Here is a 15184-nt window from a genome sequence, read left to right on the forward strand (position 1 = left end):
TCGTGAAGAGGTCACCTCGGCAGCGTACGACGTCGAGCGAGTCGCCACAGCGAGTTGCGCTGGGTACCGTGAGCTGCGATGCACCAGCCTGTCAGCCACCGTGTGATGGATGCCCTCGCCGTTGCTGTCGCCGGTGTCCTCGCGACGGCGACGGTGGGTGGTTGCGCGCACACGGTCGGTGGCACCGCGCAGCGCGAGGAGGGGTCGGTCCCCGACCCCGATCGGTCGTACGGATACGTCGACGACCGGTGCGGTCTGCTCGACGACAGCACGGTTCAGGCGACGCTCGGCGCCGACGACGTGATCCGGCCCTACAGCGGCGCGGTGTGCCAGTACATCCTGTCCCGGCCGGGGGCGGTCACGGTCGACGTGACGTTCTCGTGGTTCGACACCGGCTCCCTCGCGCGGGAGCGCGAGGTGGCCGCCGCACGCGGAGCCGTCGTGAAAGACACGGTGATCGAACGGCATCAGGCGTTCTCGGCCCGCCGCGACGTCACGGGGGCGGCGTGCTCGGCGACAGCCGCCGCGGGCACCGGGGTGCTGAGCTGGTGGGTGCAGTACCGCAACCAGAAGGCCGGGGACCCGTGTGTGGACGCAGTGAAGCTGCTGACGGCGACCCTGCGCTCGGACATGTGAGATGACGACCGCGCGCATGATCGCCGGGCTGGGCCTGGCGCTGAGCATCTCGACGGCCGCTTGCGGCGGGCCGGCGGGTCCCGCCGCGTCGTCCACAGACGCCGGCTCCGCCCGGGGGGCAGGCTTCCGCAGCGCCGACTGCAACGGCATCACCGACTCCGACGTCGCCGCGGCGGCCGGCTCGAACCTGTTCACCCGCGCCGTGGTCAGCGACACCGGATGCTTCTGGCAGGAGAACACGATGATCGGCGATGTCGGCGCCGGCATGGGCATCTCGACCTGGTGGTACCGCGGCAGTGACATGGACACCGAGCGGGAACTCGAGCAGCAGGCCGGCCGCACCCTGACCGAGATGTCGCTGGACGGCAACAAGGGCTTCAAGGCGTTCGACGACTCGGCGTGCAGCATTTACGTGGCCAAGGGGAGCGACGTCATCACCTGGTCCATCCAGACCCTGAACTCGGAGACCCTGCCCGATCTCTGCACCATCGTCGAGCAGCTTGCCCAGCTCAGCCAGGAGCGCGTGAACTAGAGTCTCTCGTCTACCCGGATGGACGGGCCGTGAAGGGGGAACGACGACATGGCTACTCGGCCGCCGCGTACGGCGAGGCTGAGCCGTGAAGCCATCGTCAACGCCGCACTGACCTTCCTCGACCGCGAAGGCTGGGACGCGTTGACCATCAACGCCCTGGCCAACCAGCTCGGCACCAAAGGGCCGTCGCTGTACAACCACGTGCACAGCCTCGACGATTTGCGTCGCTCCGTGCGGATGCGGGTGGTCGGCGACATCATCGAGATGCTCAACACCGTCGGGCAGGGGCGCACCCCCGACGACGCGGTGATGGTGATGGCCGGCGCCTACCGCAGCTATGCCCACCACCACCCGGGCCGCTATTCGGCGTTCACCCGGATGCCGCTGGGCGGCGACGACCCGGAGTTCACCGAAGCAACCCACGCCGCCGCGGCCCCGGTGATCGCCGTGCTGTCGACCTACGGGCTGACCGAGGAATCGGCGTTCTTCGCGGCGCTGGAGTTCTGGTCGGCGATGCACGGGTTCGTGCTTCTCGAGATGACCGGGGTGATGAGCGGCATCGACACGGACGCGGTGTTCAGCGATATGGTCATGCGTCTGGCCGCCGGCATGCGACACCGGTGACGTCACTTACGCAGGTCAGCGGGTTTTGTCGAGGTCGCGCGCCCTGGTATCGTGGATCGTCGTGCCTGGCAGACTAGGCGCCTGCGGCTGAATTCGAGCCGCAAGCACACCTGCGCGCCGGGCCACTTCGCATGTCTGGTGCCGCGGTGCTTGGAAAATACTCCGAGATCACGCGGTCGCCGCATGCGACACGCCCGGATGCGGGGTAGCCCGCGACACGAAACTTCAAAAGACGAAAGCAACACAGGAAGCCGGTACATGCCAACGATCAACCAGCTGGTCCGCAAGGGTCGCCACGACAAGGTCGCCAAGGTGAAGACCGCGGCGCTGAAGGGGAGCCCCCAGCGTCGCGGCGTGTGCACCCGCGTCTACACCACGACCCCCAAGAAGCCGAACTCCGCGCTGCGCAAGGTCGCCCGCGTCCGGCTCACCAGCTCGGTCGAGGTCACCGCGTACATCCCCGGTGAGGGCCACAACCTGCAGGAGCACTCGATGGTGCTGGTGCGTGGTGGTCGTGTGAAGGACCTCCCGGGTGTGCGTTACAAGATCATCCGTGGGTCGCTGGACACCCAGGGCGTCAAGAACCGCAAGCAGGCCCGCAGCCGTTACGGCGCGAAGAAGGAGAAGAGCTGATGCCGCGCAAGGGACCCGCGCCCAAGCGTCCGTTGGTCAACGATCCGGTCTACGGGTCGCAGCTGGTCACCCAGCTGGTCAACAAAGTCCTGCTGGACGGGAAGAAATCGCTGGCTGAACGCATTGTTTATGGTGCGCTCGAACAGGCTCGCGAGAAGACCGGCACCGATCCGGTGGTCACGCTCAAGCGGGCCATGGACAACGTCAAGCCCTCGCTCGAGGTGCGCAGCCGCCGTGTCGGTGGTGCCACCTACCAGGTTCCCGTGGAGGTCCGTCCGGACCGCTCGGTGACGCTGGCGCTGCGCTGGCTGGTCAGCTTCTCGAAGGCTCGCCGCGAGAAGACCATGATCGAGCGCCTGGCCAACGAGATCCTCGATGCCAGTAACGGCCTGGGTGCCGCGGTCAAGCGCCGCGAGGACACCCACAAGATGGCCGAGGCCAACCGCGCCTTCGCGCACTACCGCTGGTGATTTAGCACCCCCGGCAGTGGTGCCGAGGGTGGTGCAAGACGACAGCAACCAAGCAAGCGAAAGAGTGGGAACTTAGCCGTGGCACAGGACGTGCTGACCGACCTCACGAAGGTCCGCAACATCGGCATCATGGCGCACATCGATGCCGGCAAGACGACGACGACCGAGCGCATCCTCTTCTACACCGGCATCAGCTACAAGATCGGTGAGGTGCACGACGGTGCCGCCACGATGGACTGGATGGAACAGGAGCAGGAGCGGGGTATCACGATCACCTCGGCTGCCACGACCTGTTTCTGGAACGACAACCAGATCAACATCATCGACACCCCCGGCCACGTCGACTTCACCGTCGAGGTGGAGCGCTCGCTTCGCGTGCTCGACGGTGCCGTGGCCGTGTTCGACGGCAAAGAGGGCGTGGAGCCGCAGTCCGAGCAGGTGTGGCGCCAGGCCGACAAGTACGACGTGCCGCGCATCTGCTTCGTCAACAAGATGGACAAGCTGGGCGCCGACTTCTACTTCTCGGTGCAGACGATGAAGGACCGCCTCGGCGCCAACGTCGTCCCGATCCAGCTGCCGATCGGCTCCGAAGGTGACTTCGAGGGCGTCGTCGACCTGGTCGAGATGAAGGCCAAGGTCTGGCGTGGTGAGACCAAGCTCGGCGAGAAGTACGACGTCGTCGACATTCCCGCGGACCTTCAGGAGAAGGCCGAGGAATACCGCACCGCCATGATCGAGGCGATCGCCGAGACCGATGACGATCTCATGGAGAAGTATCTGGGCGGCGAAGAGCTGTCCATGGAGGAGATCAAAGGTGGCCTCCGAAAGCTGACCGTCACCAGCGCCGGCTACCCGGTGCTCTGTGGTTCGGCGTTCAAGAACAAGGGCGTGCAGCCCATGCTCGACGCCGTCATCGACTACCTGCCGACCCCGCTGGACGTCGCGGCAGCCGAGGGCCATGCACCGGGCAAGGAAGACGAGATCATCTCTCGTAAGCCGTCGGCCGACGAGCCGTTCTCGGGGCTGGCGTTCAAGGTCGCCACGCACCCGTTCTTCGGCAAGCTGACCTACGTGCGCGTCTACTCCGGCAAGGTGGATTCGGGTTCGCAGGTCGTCAACTCCACCAAGGGGAAGAAGGAGCGTCTGGGCAAGCTGTTCCAGATGCACTCCAACAAGGAGAACCCGGTCGAGACGGCGTCTGCCGGCCACATCTACGCCGTGATCGGGCTGAAGGACACCACCACCGGTGACACCCTGAGCGACCCGAACCATCAGATCGTCCTGGAGTCGATGACGTTCCCGGATCCGGTCATCGAGGTCGCCATCGAGCCCAAGACCAAGAGCGACCAGGAGAAGCTGGGTACCGCGATCCAGAAGCTCGCCGAAGAGGATCCGACCTTCAAGGTGCATCTGGACCAGGAGACGGGCCAGACCGTCATCGGCGGCATGGGCGAGCTCCACCTGGACATCCTGGTGGACCGGATGCGTCGTGAGTTCAAGGTCGAAGCCAATGTCGGCAAGCCGCAGGTGGCTTACAAAGAGACCATCAAGCGCGCAGTCGAAAAGGTCGAGTTCACCCACAAGAAGCAGACGGGCGGTTCCGGTCAGTTCGCGAAGGTGCTGGTCAGCATCGAGCCCTTCGTCGGCGAAGACGGCGCGACGTACGAGTTCGAGAGCAAGGTCACCGGCGGACGCATTCCCCGCGAATACATCCCCTCGGTGGACGCCGGTGCACAGGACGCCATGCAGTACGGCGTGCTCGCCGGATATCCGCTGGTCAACGTCAAGCTGACGCTGCTCGACGGCGCCTACCACGAGGTCGACTCGTCGGAAATGGCGTTCAAGGTTGCCGGTTCTCAGGTCATGAAGAAGGCCGCCGCGCAGGCGCAGCCGGTCATCCTGGAGCCCGTGATGGCCGTCGAGGTGACGACACCCGAGGACTACATGGGTGAAGTGATCGGCGACCTGAACTCTCGCCGTGGTCAGATCCAGGCCATGGAGGAGCGAAGTGGTGCACGTGTCGTCAAGGCGCACGTGCCGCTGTCGGAGATGTTCGGCTACGTCGGAGACCTGCGGTCGAAGACTCAGGGCCGGGCGAACTACTCCATGGTGTTCGATTCGTACGCTGAAGTTCCGGCGGCCGTGTCGAAGGAGATCATCGCGAAGGCTACGGGCCAGTAATCGGAGTGAACGGCCCAGTAGGGTCGGCCCAATAACCGGTAAGTTCGCAGACCACACAACTGAACACATCAACACACCTGCTTAAGTAAAAGCACCAACAAGTCCAGGAGGACACAGAAGTGGCGAAGGCGAAGTTCGAGCGGACGAAGCCGCACGTCAACATCGGGACCATCGGTCACGTTGACCACGGCAAGACCACGCTGACCGCAGCAATCACCAAGGTGCTGCACGACCAGTACCCCGATTTGAACGAGTCGCGCGCATTCGACCAGATCGACAATGCGCCCGAGGAGCGTCAGCGCGGTATCACCATCAACATCTCCCACGTGGAGTACCAGACCGAGAAGCGTCACTACGCGCACGTCGACGCCCCCGGCCACGCTGACTACATCAAGAACATGATCACCGGTGCCGCGCAGATGGACGGCGCCATCCTCGTGGTCGCCGCCACCGACGGCCCGATGCCCCAGACCCGCGAGCACGTGCTGCTCGCCCGTCAGGTCGGCGTGCCCTACATCCTGGTCGCGCTGAACAAGTCCGACATGGTCGACGACGAGGAGCTCCTCGAGCTCGTCGAGATGGAGGTCCGCGAACTGCTGGCCGCCCAGGACTTCGACGAGGACGCCCCCGTGGTCCGCGTCTCGGCGCTCAAGGCGCTCGAGGGCGACGAGAAGTGGGTCAAGTCGGTCCAGGAGCTCATGGCTGCTGTCGACGAGTCGATCCCGGATCCGGTCCGCGAGACCGACAAGCCGTTCCTGATGCCCGTCGAGGACGTCTTCACCATCACCGGCCGCGGCACCGTGGTGACCGGTCGTGTGGAGCGCGGCGTGATCAACGTGAACGAGGAAGTCGAGATCGTCGGCATCCGCCCGGGCGTCACCAAGACCACCGTCACCGGTGTCGAGATGTTCCGCAAGCTGCTCGACCAGGGCCAGGCCGGTGACAACGTCGGTCTGCTGGTTCGTGGCATCAAGCGCGAGGACGTCGAGCGCGGCCAGGTCATCGTCAAGCCCGGCACCACCACCCCGCACACCGAGTTCGAGGGCAGCGTCTACATCCTGTCCAAGGACGAGGGTGGCCGCCACACGCCGTTCTTCAACAACTACCGTCCGCAGTTCTACTTCCGGACCACGGACGTGACCGGCGTTGTGACCCTCCCCGAGGGCACCGAGATGGTGATGCCCGGTGACAACACCGACATCTCCGTCAAGCTGATCCAGCCCGTCGCCATGGACGAGGGCCTGCGCTTCGCGATCCGCGAGGGCGGCCGTACCGTCGGCGCCGGCCGCGTGTCGAAGATCATCAAGTGATCTAGATACTCAGCCATACGGAAGTGGCGCTCACCCGATGCGGGTGGGCGCCACTTTTGTCTGTGCACCGTAACGCTTCGGCGCGCAGCGACGATGTATTTCACGGCGGCGGTCGAGGGGTCCGCCGCTTTCACTTTGTACAAAGGTTGGGATCTCTTGAGTATTCGCTCGCTCGCTGCAGCTGCAGCCGCTGCCCTCGTCGGTGGCGCAGCCATGATCGGTCTGTCCACCGGCTCAGCTGCCGCCCAGCCCGGATGCCCTGACGTGCACTGGATCGGGGCGGCCGGCTCGGGTGAGCGCACACCCGCCGACATCGTCGCCGACAACGGCATGGGCCGCGTGGTGAACACCTCCTATCGCGACTTCGCGCAGCTGGTGCAGCGCAGCGGTCGCACGATCACGGCCGAAGCCGTCAACTATCCCGCCGTCCCGGTGCCGCCCGACGGAGGCGCCATGGAGTGGCTGGGCTTCATGGGCAGTGTCGACACCGGTGCGGCGGCGCTGGGTGCGCAGTACGCCGCGTTCGTCGCGCAGTGCCCGACGACGCAGGTGGTGCTCGCCGGTTACTCGCAGGGTGCGATGGTGGTGCACCGTAACCTCGCTGCGCTGGAGACCAGCCCCAATCTCTCGGCCGCCCTGCTGGTCGCCGACGGCGATCGTCTGCCGGCCGATCCCACGCTGAACCTGGGCTCGGTCACGGCCGTTCCGGGGCGCGGCAAGGGTGTCGCGCAGGACTGGCCCATCCTGGCCCACACGCCTGCCCCGCTGACCCCGGCGATGGGTGCCCGCACGATCAGCGTCTGTGATCTCGGCGATGCGGTCTGCGACTACGACCCTGACGCCGAGGACGACATGAACCCGGCGGCGGTGGCCGTGCACACCAGCTATGCGCGGACCCCGTCGTCCGCCGACGAGTGGGTGGCCCCGCTGTTCCAGCTGGTCCAGCAGCGTCCTGTTCCGATTCCTGACGCCAATCCTGTGCAGGTCCCGCCCGGATCCTGAGTGCCCGGGTCATAATTTGACCCGTGTCGACCCTCTGGCGCTACATCAAGATCCAATTGTTCGTGCTGCTGTGCGGCATCGTCGGGCCGATCTTCCTGGTGATCTACTTCGCCAGCGGCCGCGATCCGATGATGAGTTGGATGTTCTGGGGTGGCCTGATCATCACCGCGATCGACATCCTCATCGCACTCGGGATCACCGGGTTCGGGGCCAAGGCCGCCGCGAAAACACAGGAGTTGGAGGCCAGCGGGGTGCTGGCCCTGGCGCAGGTCGTGGGGATTCACGAGACGAACACCCAGATCAACGACCAGCCCCTGGTGAAGTTGGACCTGCGGATCTCCGGGCCGGGCATCACACCGTTTTCCACGCAGGACAAAGTGGTGGCCTCGATGGGCCGTCAGCCGATGATCATGAGTCGCAAGCTGGTCGCACTGGTCGACCCGGTCACCAACGAGTACCAGATCGACTGGGAGCGCAGTTCCCTGATCAGCGGGCTGATGCCGGCGACCTTCTCGGTGGCCGAAGACAACAGGACATACGACCTGACCGGCCAGGTCGAGCCGTTGATGGAGATCCTGCAGGTGCTCAAGGCCAACGGGATCGGCATCAACAGCATGGTCGATCTGAGGTCGAATCCGGCTGCGCGGCAGCAGGTGCAGGCCATCGTGCGCCGCGCAGCCGCGCAGCAGCAGGCGCCGCCCCCCGTGCCGGTCGCGCCGTCCGCGCCGCCCATGACGCCCGCCCCGCCGACGGTCGCGCAGCGACTCCAGGAACTCGAGACGCTGCGTGCCACGGGCACCATCAGCGAAGCGGAGTACACCGCCAAGCGTCAGCAGATCATCGCCGAACTCTAGGGACTAGAACGCGTTCTAGTTCTGCTGTTAGCCTGAGCCGGTGACATCACTGGAAGGGCGCGTCGCGCTGATCACCGGGGCGGCGCGGGGGCAGGGCCGCGCGCATGCCGTCAGGTTGGCTGCCGAGGGCGCCGACATCATCGCGATCGACGTCTGCGCGGCGGTCACCGACACCGTCACCTATCCGATGCCCACCGCCGAGGATCTCGCCGAGACGGCCCGGCTGGTCGAAGAGGCCGGCCGCAAGGTGCTCACCCGGGAGGTCGACATCCGGGATCTCGCGGCCCAGCAGCAGCTCGTCGCCGACGGTGTCGAGCAGTTCGGCAGGCTCGACATCGTGGTCGCCAACGCGGGCATCTTGAGTTGGGGCCGGATCTGGGAGATGTCGGAAGAGCAGTGGGACACGGTCATCGACGTCAACCTCAACGGGACGTGGCGCACCATCAGGGCGGCCGTCCCGGCGATGATCGAGGCGGGCAACGGCGGATCGATCGTCATCGTCAGCTCGTCCGCGGGGACCAAGGCCACCCCGGGCAACGCCCACTACTCGGCGTCCAAGCACGGTCTGGTGGCGCTGACGAACGCGCTCGCGATCGAGGCCGGTGAGTTCGGCATCCGGGTGAACTCCATCCATCCGTACTCGATCGACACGCCGATGGTGCAGCCGGAGGCGATGATGGAGATCTTCGGCAAGTATCCCGCGTTCCTGCACAGCTTTTCGCCGATGCCGTATCAGCCAATGCACCACGCGGGCAAGAAGGGCCTCAAGGAGTTCATGACTCCCGAGGAGGTGTCCGACGTGGTCGCGTGGCTGGCCGGTGACGGTTCGGCGACCATCTCCGGCTCGCAGATCGCCGTCGACCGGGGCACGGCCAAGTACTAGGCCAGCACCTCGGCCAATTGCTGTACAGCCCAGGTGATCTCGTCGGCGGTGACGACGATCGGCGGGGCGAAGCGCAGCGTCGAACCGTGGGTGTCCTTGACCAGGACGCCGCGCTCGGCCAGTCGAAGGCTGATCTGCTTACCGGTCCCGTGCACCGGGTCGATGTCCACCCCGGCCCATAGTCCCTTGCCGCGCACGCTGAGCACGCCGCGGCCGAGCAGGTCACCCAGTCGGGCATGCAGGAGGCTGCCGAGGTCGGCTGCGCGACGCTGGAATTCGCCGGTCTCGAGGAGGTTCACGACGGTGTGGCCGATGGCTGCGGCCAACGGGTTACCGCCGAACGTCGACCCGTGTTCGCCCGGGTGCAGCACGGCGAGCACCTCACGGTCGGCGACCACGGCCGACAGCGGCACCACGCCGCCACCGAGCGCCTTGCCCAGCAGATACATGTCCGGGACGACGTTCCAGTGGTCGCAGGCGAACGTCGCACCAGTGCGGGCCAGGCCGGCCTGGATCTCGTCGGCGATCATCAGCACCTCACGTTCGGTGCACAGGGCGCGCACCCGCGGCAGGTAGTCGTCGGGCGGCGCGATGATGCCGGCCTCGCCCTGGATGGGTTCGAGCAGGACCGCCACGGTGTGGTCGTCGATCGCGGCGGCCAGCGCGTCGGCGTCACCGAAGGGCACCGCCCGGAACCCGGGGGTGTACGGGCCGAATCCGCGCCGGGCGGTCTCGTCGTCGGAGAAGCTGATGATCGTGGTCGTGCGACCGTGGAAGTTGTTGTGCGCCACGATGATGTTCGACTCGTTCGCGGGCACGCCCTTGATGTCGTGGCCCCATTTGCGGGCCACCTTGATGCCACTCTCCACGGCTTCGGCGCCGCTGTTCATCGGCAGCACCATGTCCTTGCGGGCCAGCGTGGCCAGCGCAGCACAGAACGGGGCGAGTGGCTCGGCGTGGAAGGCCCGGCTCACCAATGTCACTCGGTCCAGTTGCGCGTGGGCGGCGGCGATGATGTCCGGGTGCCGGTGGCCGAAGTTCACGGCAGAGTACGCGGCCAGGCAGTCCAAATAGCGTCTGCCCTCGACGTCGGTGATCCAGGCGCCCTCGGCGTGTGCGGCGACGACGGGGAGCGGCGCGTAATTGCGTGCGACGCAACGGCTGTCAAGAGCGACGGCATCCTCGGTGCGGGTGGGGGCGTGCATCGCGGTCATGAATGAACCTCCAGGGTGCAGCATTTCACCGAGCCGCCGCCCTTGAGCAACTCGGACAGATCGATGCCGACCGGCCGGAATCCGTGGTGACGCAGCTGCTCGGCGAAGCCGGCGGCGGCGGCGGGCATCACGACGTTGAGACCATCGGAGACGACGTTGAGGCCGAGGGCGTAGGCGTCGGCGCTGGCGACCTCGATGGCCTGGGGGTACAGCTGGCGCAGCGTGGCCTGTGAGTGCTCGGCGAACGCGGGCGGGTAGTAGGCGATGGTGGTGTCGTCGAGAACGGCCAGGGCGGTGTCGAGGTGGTAGAACCGCGGGTCGACGAGTTCCAGGCTGACCAGCGGCATGTCGAGATGGTCGGCGATCTCCCGGTGGGCGCGTCGGTCGGTGCGAAAGCCGTAGCCGGCCAGGATCGTCGAGCCGACGAGCAGCAGATCACCCTGCCCCTCGTTGGTGTGGCGGGTGTGGACGCATGAGAAGCCCTGGTCGAGAAGCCAGGCTTCGTGCGCCGGTGCCTCGCCGGCGCGTTCGGGGTGGGCGAAGCGCGCGACCGCCGCGCGACCGTTGACGATCATGGCGCCGTTGGCCGCGTAGACCATGTCGGGCAGACCGTGCAGTGGGCCGACTTCCTCGACGGTATGGCCGAGGTCGATGTAGGCCTGCCGCAGCGCTTCCCACTGCGCGAGCGCACGTGCGGTGTCGACGGGCGTGGACAGGTCCATCCATGGGTTGATGACGTAGTCGACGGCGAAATGAGTGGGACGGATCATCACGAAGCGACGCGGTCGAGCGGTGCGATCTACCGTCTTTACAGGGCGGGGAAGCGCGGTCGCGGCGATGTCCATCGTCATGCCTGCACGATATGGGGCGGGGTTCTGCGCAATCAATCTTCACCTGTTGCGTGTCTACCAGTGGTTTGTTGTGCCAAACTGCTGCGAGCAACGATTTGTTGCGCGAAGGAGGCGAAACGTGGCCGACCGGCTGGACGAGACCGACGAACTGATCCTCGCGGAGCTGGCAGACAACGCTCGAGCGACCTTCGCCGAGATCGGGCAGCGCGTGAATCTCTCGGCGCCCGCGGTCAAACGCCGCGTCGACCGGATGCTCGACACCGGGGTGATCCGCACCTTCACCACCGTCGTGGATCGCACCGCGCTCGGCTGGACCACCGAGGCGTACGTGCAGGTGTTCTGCCACGGCACGATCGCGCCGGATCAGCTCCGTGCTGCCTGGCAGGACATCCCCGAGGTGGTCAGTGCCGCCACCGTGACCGGTACGGCCGACGCGATGCTGCACGTGCTGGCCCGCGACATGCGCCACCTCGAAGAGGCGCTCGAACGCATCCGGTCGAGCGCCGACATCGAGCGCAGCGAGAGCATCGTGGTGTTGTCGAACATCATCGAGCGGGCCCGGAGCTGAGCACGCGGTGCGGGGTGGCGCTCACCGGTCTGTCTTGATGAGGTAGAAAACCCAGATGAGCACTTCTGGTGTGGTGATCGTCGGGGGCGGTTTGGCGGCGGCGCGGACAGCTGAACAGCTGCGCCGCGCAGAGTATGCGGGGCCGGTGACCATCGTCAGCGACGAGGAGCACCTGCCGTACGACCGTCCGCCGCTGTCGAAGGAGGTGCTGCGGGCCGAGCTCGACGAGACGACGTTGAAGCCGGCCGACTTCTACGCCGAGAAGGACATCACGCTCGTCCTCGGCAACGCTGCGCGCACAGTGGACACCGCGGCGCAGACGGTCACGCTGGCCGACGGTTCGCAGCTCGGCTACGACGAGCTCGTGATCGCGACAGGTCTGGTACCCAAGCGGATTCGGTCGTTCCCTGAGCTGGCGGGCATTCACGTGCTGCGTAACGTCGACGAGAGTCTGGCGCTGCGTCAGGAGTCGGCCGATGCCCGGCACGCCGTGGTGATCGGTGCGGGTTTCATCGGCTGCGAGGTGGCGGCGAGCCTGCGCGCACGGGGTGTCGAGGTCGTGCTGGTCGAGCCGCAGCCGGCGCCGTTGGCGTCGGTGCTGGGTGAGCAGATCGGCGGCCTGGTGACGCGGTTGCACCAGGCCGAGGGGGTGGACGTGCGCTGCGGCGTCGGGGTGGACTCCGTGAGCGGGGATACGCGGGTGCGTTCGGTGACCCTGTCCGACGGTGAGCAGATCGACGCCGACCTCGTCGTGGTGGGCATCGGGTCGCATCCGGCCACCGACTGGCTCGACGGCAGCGGTATCGCGGTGGACAACGGCGTGGTGTGCGACCACGTCGGCCGGGCCAGCGCGCCGCATGTGTGGGCGATCGGCGACGTCGCCTCCTGGCGCGATGAAGCGAAAGGCCAAGTGCGCGTAGAGCATTGGAGCAACGTCGCTGATCAGGCGCGGGCGCTCGTGCCGGCGCTGCTGGGCCAGGACGCGCCGGCGGCGGTGTCGGTGCCGTATTTCTGGAGCGATCAGTACGACGTCAAGATCCAGGCCCTGGGTGAGCCGGAGGCCACCGACACCGTGCACCTGGTCGAGGACGACGGGCGCAAGTTTCTGGCCTACTACGAGCGCGACGGTGTCGTGGTCGGCGTGGTGGGTGGCGGCTTCCCCGGCAAGGTGATGAAGGTGCGGGCCAAGATCGCCGCGGGCGCACCGATCAGCGATCTGCTGGGCTGAGCTTCCTCCGCGGAGGTTGTCCCCAATCCGGCATCCATCCACAGGCGCGAGCCAGGGGTGCTTCCGGCACGCCGGATCGTCGGCTCACGGCGGCATACTCGAAGCATGTTCGAACACATGTTCGCCGATGTCGCCGACGAGGCGTTGGTGGGCGCGATCGAACAGGCGGCGGTCGAGGAGGGCAAGGCGTGTGCGCGGCGGCTGGCCGCCATCGCCGAATTGACCCGGCGCAGTGTCGATGACGACGACGAGCGCGCACGCTGGGCTTTCGACCCGTGGGCCCTGACCGCCGCGCGAATCGGCGCTGCGCTCACCATCGGTCAGCGGCGTGCGTCGGCACAGATGCGCATTGCGATGGCGCTGCGGGACCGGCTGCCCCGGGTGGCGGCGCTGTTCTGCGAGGGCCGGATCAGCATCCGGGTGATCAGCGAACTGACGTGGCGTACCCATCTGGTCGACGACGATCGAGTGCTGGAGGAAATCGACGCGGCGCTCGCCGAGCGTGCGGTGTCCTGGGGAGCCCTCTCGGAGGAGAAGCTGACCGGGGCCGTCAACGCTCTGATCGACCGCTACGACCCCGACGCGGTGCGGTTCACGAAAGACATTGAGCAGGAACGGGATTTCCGGGTCGGAGCCCATGACGACGGCGCGGAGACCACCTCGGCGTGGGGTCGGTTGATGGCTGCCGACGCTATCGCGGCCGAACGGCGCATCGTCGCGATGATCAACGGAGTGTGCGGCAACGATCCGCGCAGCGTCGGCGAGCGCCGCTCCGATGCCGCAGGCGCGCTGCTCAACGGCCGTGAGCACCTGCCGTGCCGCTGCGGGTCACCGACGTGCCCGAAGGCTGACGCACCCGCGCCGGCTTCGCAGGTGGTGGTCCACGTGATCGCCGATCAGGCGGCGCTGGACGCGGCGACGAAGCCGGCGTCTGAAGGAGATGTTGCCGTCGAGTCCGACGAGCCGGCCCCGTTGACTGACACCGGAGTCGCGCTGCTGCCCGGTCTCAAGGTCATGCCGGCCACTGCCCTAGCCGACGCCATCGCCGGCGGCGCGAAGGTCACGCCTCTGGGGATGCCCGGGCCTGATCCGGAGCCGAACTACCGGCCCTCGGCCAAGCTGGCGCAGTTCGTCCGGCTGCGGGACATGTTCTGCCGATTCCCCGGGTGCGACGTGCCTACCGATCGCTGCGACATCGACCATTGCGTGCCATGGCCATACGGGCCCACTCACGCGTCGAACCTCAACGCAAAGTGCCGGACTCACCATCTCATGAAGACCTTCGTCTTCGATTCCGATGGCTGGACCGAGGTGCAATCAGCTGACGGCACAGTGACGTTCGCGGCACCCGACGGCCGCAGCTACACCACCAGACCGGGTAGCACGCTGTTCTTCCCGCGCTTCATTGCAGCCACCGCCGACCTGCCGCCGCCACCGCCAGTGCCGCCCGACGCCGCGGCGAAGAGAGTCACGGTTCCGCGGAGACGCCGCCTGCGTAGCGCGGAGATTGCCGCGCGGGTGAAAGCCGAACGCGCGCAAAACCGAGAGGTCCGCGCAGCGGCTGGCACCCCGCGCGATGGCGGCGGCGGTCACGCCCCGTTCTGAGCCTCCAGCCCGGCCAGCCCGCCGGCCAGCAGATCGAAGGCTCCGCCGAGCGCGGCGGCCAGGGACACCGACTCGTCGGCGAGCCACTGCCCGTACGCCGTCAGCGCCACCGCCAGCATCGTCCACGCCACCGTCTGCGGGATCAGGTCCTCGGGGGAGATCTCGAGGCGGCGCGCGACGTAGGCGGCGACCACGGCCCGCCAGCCGGCGTACATGGTCATCGAATATGCCTGCAACGCCTCGGTTTCCAGGATCAACCGCATGCGCTGGCGGTGTCGGTCCGCATCGTCGAAGTCGTTGAAGGCCAACAGCGCGGTGCGCAGCGCCTCGTGAATCGGCGCTGTCGGATCGGTGGCCGCCAGCAACCCCTTCATCCGGCCCAGATGGGCGTCGAAGTCTCCCCACGGCAGCGCGTTCTTCGAGGGGTAATAGCGGAACAGGGTCCGCCGGGCGATGCCCGCGGCCGTCGCGACGTCGTCGACGCTGACGTCGTCGAACCCGCGCTCGGTGAACAGGTCGATCGCGACCGCGCTGATGTGCTCCCAGCTGGTCGACCGACGGCGCCCGACACGTGCCTTGGCGGGTTGCATCGA

16 protein-coding genes are annotated in these 15184 nt (G+C 66.9%); 13 read left to right on the forward strand and 3 right to left on the reverse strand.

What is annotated here, in order from left to right; translation table 11 throughout:
• Positions 1-105 precede the first annotated feature (105 nt).
• The 10 genes from ACZYYX_RS09400 (at position 106) to ACZYYX_RS09445 (ending at position 9125) form a co-directional block, all read left to right on the forward strand.
• A complete protein-coding gene (locus ACZYYX_RS09400; protein WP_463814858.1) occupies positions 106-636 on the forward strand; it encodes a DUF3558 domain-containing protein in 531 nt (176 codons plus the stop codon).
• Position 637: 1 nt separating this feature from the next.
• Positions 638-1168 (forward strand): DUF3558 family protein, encoded by a 531-nt coding sequence (locus ACZYYX_RS09405; RefSeq protein WP_463814143.1) that lies wholly within the window; start codon positions 638-640, stop codon positions 1166-1168.
• Positions 1169-1216: 48 nt separating this feature from the next.
• Positions 1217-1792, forward strand: a complete 576-nt coding sequence (locus ACZYYX_RS09410) for a TetR/AcrR family transcriptional regulator (RefSeq protein WP_463814144.1) — start codon at positions 1217-1219, stop codon at positions 1790-1792.
• A gap of 258 nt (positions 1793-2050) precedes the next feature.
• Positions 2051-2425: a 30S ribosomal protein S12 gene (rpsL, locus tag ACZYYX_RS09415; RefSeq protein ID WP_046361107.1), complete on the forward strand. Its 375-nt coding sequence runs from the start codon at positions 2051-2053 to the stop codon at positions 2423-2425.
• Positions 2425-2895 (forward strand): 30S ribosomal protein S7, encoded by a 471-nt coding sequence (gene rpsG / locus ACZYYX_RS09420; RefSeq protein ID WP_011895901.1) that lies wholly within the window; start codon positions 2425-2427, stop codon positions 2893-2895. Before rpsL ends, rpsG begins: the two co-directional genes overlap by 1 nt.
• A 78-nt stretch (positions 2896-2973) precedes the next feature.
• The gene (gene fusA, locus ACZYYX_RS09425) at positions 2974-5076 is read left to right on the forward strand and encodes an elongation factor G (protein ID WP_111508486.1); all 2103 of its coding nucleotides are present in this window, start codon (positions 2974-2976) and stop codon (positions 5074-5076) included.
• Positions 5077-5195: 119 nt separating this feature from the next.
• Entirely contained in the window at positions 5196-6386 is a 1191-nt protein-coding gene (tuf, locus tag ACZYYX_RS09430; RefSeq protein ID WP_463814145.1) for an elongation factor Tu, read from the forward strand.
• 213 nt (positions 6387-6599) lie between these two features.
• On the forward strand, positions 6600-7388 hold the full coding sequence (locus ACZYYX_RS09435) for a cutinase family protein (RefSeq protein ID WP_463814859.1): 789 nt from the start codon (positions 6600-6602) through the stop codon (positions 7386-7388).
• A 23-nt stretch (positions 7389-7411) separates the two neighbouring features.
• Positions 7412-8242 carry an SHOCT domain-containing protein gene (locus ACZYYX_RS09440; RefSeq protein WP_463814146.1) on the forward strand — a complete coding sequence of 277 codons (831 nt, stop codon included), beginning with the start codon at positions 7412-7414 and terminating at the stop codon, positions 8240-8242.
• Between the two features lie 49 nt (positions 8243-8291).
• A complete protein-coding gene (locus ACZYYX_RS09445) occupies positions 8292-9125 on the forward strand; it encodes a mycofactocin-coupled SDR family oxidoreductase (protein WP_463814860.1) in 834 nt (277 codons plus the stop codon).
• Here ACZYYX_RS09445 and rocD read toward each other — a convergent pair.
• Together rocD and ddaH are read right to left on the reverse strand one after the other, a co-directional pair.
• Positions 9122-10339, reverse strand: a complete 1218-nt coding sequence (rocD, locus tag ACZYYX_RS09450; RefSeq protein ID WP_463814147.1) for an ornithine--oxo-acid transaminase — start codon at positions 10337-10339, stop codon at positions 9122-9124. The two genes, ACZYYX_RS09445 and rocD, sit on opposite strands and share 4 nt — an antisense overlap.
• Positions 10336-11184 (reverse strand): dimethylargininase, encoded by an 849-nt coding sequence (ddaH, locus tag ACZYYX_RS09455; protein ID WP_463814861.1) that lies wholly within the window; start codon positions 11182-11184, stop codon positions 10336-10338. The genes rocD and ddaH overlap by 4 nt, the downstream gene beginning before the upstream one ends.
• Positions 11185-11308: 124 nt before the next feature.
• Between ddaH and ACZYYX_RS09460 the strand changes: the two genes are divergently transcribed.
• From ACZYYX_RS09460 to ACZYYX_RS09470, 3 genes are all read left to right on the forward strand, one after another.
• Positions 11309-11758: an Lrp/AsnC family transcriptional regulator gene (locus ACZYYX_RS09460; RefSeq protein WP_463814148.1), complete on the forward strand. Its 450-nt coding sequence runs from the start codon at positions 11309-11311 to the stop codon at positions 11756-11758.
• A gap of 55 nt (positions 11759-11813) precedes the next feature.
• Positions 11814-12986, forward strand: coding sequence for an NAD(P)/FAD-dependent oxidoreductase (locus ACZYYX_RS09465; protein ID WP_463814149.1), 1173 nt, complete (start codon positions 11814-11816; stop codon positions 12984-12986).
• 105 nt (positions 12987-13091) lie between these two features.
• The gene (locus tag ACZYYX_RS09470; RefSeq protein WP_463814150.1) at positions 13092-14591 is read left to right on the forward strand and encodes an HNH endonuclease signature motif containing protein; all 1500 of its coding nucleotides are present in this window, start codon (positions 13092-13094) and stop codon (positions 14589-14591) included.
• Here ACZYYX_RS09470 and mftR read toward each other — a convergent pair.
• The gene (gene mftR, locus ACZYYX_RS09475) at positions 14576-15181 is read right to left on the reverse strand and encodes a mycofactocin system transcriptional regulator (protein ID WP_463814151.1); all 606 of its coding nucleotides are present in this window, start codon (positions 15179-15181) and stop codon (positions 14576-14578) included. The two genes, ACZYYX_RS09470 and mftR, sit on opposite strands and share 16 nt — an antisense overlap.
• Between the last annotated feature and the right edge of the window lie 3 nt (positions 15182-15184).

It is taken from the genome of Mycobacterium sp. IDUB_1 (assembly GCF_055419625.1).

Excerpts from the sequence above, each read along its gene's own strand:
- ACZYYX_RS09400 (WP_463814858.1), top strand. The coding sequence starts at position 106 with ATGGATGCCCTCGCCGTTGCTGTCGCCGGTGTCCTCGCGACGGCGACG.
- ACZYYX_RS09405 (WP_463814143.1), top strand. The coding sequence starts at position 638 with ATGACGACCGCGCGCATGATCGCCGGGCTGGGCCTGGCGCTGAGCATC.
- ACZYYX_RS09410 (WP_463814144.1), top strand. The coding sequence starts at position 1,217 with ATGGCTACTCGGCCGCCGCGTACGGCGAGGCTGAGCCGTGAAGCCATC.
- rpsL (WP_046361107.1), top strand. The coding sequence starts at position 2,051 with ATGCCAACGATCAACCAGCTGGTCCGCAAGGGTCGCCACGACAAGGTC.
- rpsG (WP_011895901.1), top strand. The coding sequence starts at position 2,425 with ATGCCGCGCAAGGGACCCGCGCCCAAGCGTCCGTTGGTCAACGATCCG.
- ACZYYX_RS09435 (WP_463814859.1), top strand. The coding sequence starts at position 6,600 with ATGATCGGTCTGTCCACCGGCTCAGCTGCCGCCCAGCCCGGATGCCCT.
- rocD (WP_463814147.1), bottom strand. The coding sequence starts at position 10,339 with ATGACCGCGATGCACGCCCCCACCCGCACCGAGGATGCCGTCGCTCTT.
- ddaH (WP_463814861.1), bottom strand. The coding sequence starts at position 11,184 with ATGGACATCGCCGCGACCGCGCTTCCCCGCCCTGTAAAGACGGTAGAT.
- ACZYYX_RS09465 (WP_463814149.1), top strand. The coding sequence starts at position 11,814 with ATGAGCACTTCTGGTGTGGTGATCGTCGGGGGCGGTTTGGCGGCGGCG.
- ACZYYX_RS09470 (WP_463814150.1), top strand. The coding sequence starts at position 13,092 with ATGTTCGAACACATGTTCGCCGATGTCGCCGACGAGGCGTTGGTGGGC.
- mftR (WP_463814151.1), bottom strand. The coding sequence starts at position 15,181 with ATGCAACCCGCCAAGGCACGTGTCGGGCGCCGTCGGTCGACCAGCTGG.